The organism is Mesorhizobium sp. M2A.F.Ca.ET.067.02.1.1 (assembly GCF_004023285.1).
Lineage (GTDB): Bacteria > Pseudomonadota > Alphaproteobacteria > Rhizobiales > Rhizobiaceae > Mesorhizobium.
Genome location: NZ_RZSB01000749.1, coordinates 1 through 2,935, shown reverse-complemented (window position 1 = coordinate 2,935; position 2,935 = coordinate 1). Strand labels below are relative to the sequence as shown.

The window sequence follows — 2,935 nt, the reverse complement described above, 5'->3', positions numbered from 1 at the left end:
CGGCAACAATGGCGGCGACGGTTATGTCGTGGCGCGGCTGTTGGCCGAGGCCGGCGTCGATGTGGCTCTGTGGGCGTTGGGCGAACCGCGGCCAGGCAGTGACGCCGCGCTCGCGGCTGCCGCTTGCACCCTGGAGCGGCGACCGCTGTCGGCCCTCACGCCCGAAGACGGTTCGCTGGTCGTCGACGCGCTCTTTGGCGCAGGCCTGTCGAAACCGCTATCCGGCGACGCCAAGGCCGCGGTCGACATCGTGACAGGGATGAACCTGCCGGTTGTCGCGATCGACCTGCCTTCGGGCGTTTCCGGCGATAGCGGCGAAGTTCTTGGCTCGGCATTTCGCGCGGTCCTCACGGTGACCTTCGCGCGAAAGAAGCCCGGGCACCTGCTGCTGCCGGGCCGCGAGCGATGCGGCGAGATCGTGTTGGCCGATATCGGCATTCGCGACGAGATCATCGACGAGATCGCGCCAAGGACCTTCGAGAACCGGCCCGGGCTTTGGATCGCGAACTTTCCGACGCCGGCGGTCGACGCGCACAAATACAAGCGCGGCCATACGAGTGTCTTTTCGGGCGGACCATCGGCGACCGGCGCGGCGCGGCTGTCGGCGCTGGCGGCCGCAAGAAGCGGGGCAGGGGCCGTCACCGTGCTCTCGCCGGCAAACGCCATGCAGGTCAACGCGGCGCATCTGACCTCCATCATGCTGCGCAAGGTCGACGCGATCGAGGACGTGCATGACCTGATCGGCGATCGCCGGCCGTCCAGCTTTGTCCTCGGCCCCGGCTTCGGCATCGGCGACAAGGCGCGCGATTTCACGCTCGCCGTGCTGGCCAGGAAGCGGCAGGACGGTGGCGTCGAGGGCCTCGTGCTCGACGCCGACGGCATCACCTCCTTCCGCAATGGAGCCTCGACGCTGTTCGAGGCAGCCGGCAGACCGGATGCGCCAGCGTTGATCATGACGCCGCATGAGGGTGAGTTCGGCAGGCTGTTCGCGGACATTGCGGGCAACAAGGCGTTGTCGAAGCTCGCCAAGGCGCGCGAAGCCGCGCAGCGTGCCAACGCGGTGATCGTCTACAAGGGCGCCGACAGCGTGATCGCCGCGCCGGACGGCCGCGCCGCGATCAACGGCAATGGCGCGCCCTGGCTTGCCACCGCCGGTTCGGGCGACGTGCTGGCAGGCATCATCGCCGGCCTCCTTGCCCAGGGCATGCCGGCCTTCGAAGCGGCTTGCGCTGGGGTCTGGATCCATGCCGAGGCTGGCAACCGTTTTGGGCCGGGCTTGATAGCCGAAGACCTGCCCCTGGCCATGGTGCCGGTTCTTCGCGAATTGATGCAGAGCTCTGTCGATAAACCCTTCGGCGCCGCGGTCGAGTAGTAAGGTCAGGCGAATTGCGGCGCGTGTTTTCGGGTCGCTGCCGCCAGCGCCTCGCGAACCCGGTCCTCGCTGACGGCGCGCGTGTTCTCGACCCAACCCGGTGTCGAAATCGGCGGCTCGAGGAAAATCACCTGTTCGTTCACCGGACCGTGCACATAGGCCCGGTTCGAGCCATATATGAGCACGCATGGAACGCCGAGCGCGCCGGCGGCATGGGAAATGCCGCCGTCGACACCGAGAAAGACGGTCGAGGCCGCGATCTGGCACACGGCCTCCGCGATATCGGGCGTCGCGGTGAAGTCGATCGCCTCCGGCAAATGAGCCTTTATTTCGGCGGCGCCCCGCCGCTCGCGCGGCCCGCCGATCAGCCAAACCGACCAGCCGCGAGCGGTATAGTCGCGCGCGATCGAGACAAAGCGCTCCACTGGCCACGAGCGCTTGTTGGCAAAGTCGGACGTATAGAGGGCAATCGCCGGTTTTGCCGGATCGACGCCGTTGCGCCGGCGCCAATCGGCAAGCTCCTCGGCGGAAACAACAAGCTGCGGCGACGGCAAAGGCCGGTCGTCGTCGGGCCTTTTGCCGAGGCGTGCGATGGCGCAGACCTGTTCCGCCAGCCGCGTCTTGCGCGGGCCGTATGCAATCATCGATTTCAGCCAACCGGCAGGCAGGCGGTTGACGATGCCGAACTGGAACTCGCGCGGATAGCCGATGCGCTCCGGGATTCCGGCAAGCCACGGCACAAGGCAAGCCTTGGCGCTGCTGGTGAGCATATAGGCGGCCTGGTAATTTTCCTCGCGCAGTTTTCGCGCGAGTGCTGCTCGCTCTTTCAGCCCCGGCTTCCAGTGCTTCTCCGCTATCCAGACCTTGCGGACATGCGGCATCAGCCGCGCCAGCGGCGCGGCGATCCTCGAGGTGATGATGTCGATCGGCTGCCCGGGAAATCTCCCGGCGATGATCTGGATGGCCGCGTGGCAGCGGATGAAATCACCGATCGCCGGCAGGCAGAAAACCAGGATGGGGCGCAATGCGCGAAACCTTTTCGATCCGGAACGGCCACCGCTGACAGGAGACGCCTGCGTGATGTCTCACGGAAGCGCTTCGCCATCAAGGATGCGGTGATAGAGCTCGACATAGGCTTTTGCGGCCTTCTCGATCGGAAACCGGTCTGCTGCAGATTCGCGGCATCTATGCGCCGACAAACCGCCGATCTCGCCAAGGCCGCGCGCGAACTCGTCATCCGTATCGAAGAAGCGGCCAGTGTCGGCGTCGACGGTTTCGGGCAGCGCGCCGCGCGCCGTGGTCAGCACCGGCGTGCCGCACAGCATGGATTCGACCGGCGCGTTGCCAAAAGGCTCTTCCCAGGAAATCGGGTTGAGAAAGGCCCTGGTCTCGCCCAACAGGCGTACCTTCGGTTCGCCATCGACCATGCCGTGATAGCGGAATCGCGACGACAGGCTCTTGAAGAAGACGCCCTCGCGGCGGGTCTTGCTGCGGCCGAGCAGCTTCCAGCGCGAGCCGCCGGCGATATCGAGCTTGAAATCATATTTTTTCGCTAGGTCCACC

Annotated in this window: 3 protein-coding genes; 1 reads left to right on the top strand and 2 read right to left on the bottom strand. The window is 66.0% G+C overall.

Annotated elements, in window-relative coordinates:
- A partial coding sequence (locus EOA28_RS31180) for an NAD(P)H-hydrate dehydratase (RefSeq protein ID WP_128315633.1) occupies window positions 1–1,372 on the top strand: 1,372 nt, incomplete at its 5' end.
- A 5-nt stretch (window positions 1,373–1,377) separates the two neighbouring features.
- On the opposite strand, the gene waaF is transcribed toward EOA28_RS31180, so the two are convergent.
- Together waaF and EOA28_RS31170 are read right to left on the bottom strand one after the other, a co-directional pair.
- Window positions 1,378–2,397, bottom strand: coding sequence for a lipopolysaccharide heptosyltransferase II (waaF, locus tag EOA28_RS31175; RefSeq protein WP_127251505.1), 1,020 nt, complete (start codon window positions 2,395–2,397; stop codon window positions 1,378–1,380).
- A gap of 60 nt (window positions 2,398–2,457) precedes the next feature.
- A partial coding sequence (locus EOA28_RS31170) for a glycosyltransferase (RefSeq protein ID WP_128315632.1) occupies window positions 2,458–2,935 on the bottom strand: 478 nt, incomplete at its 5' end.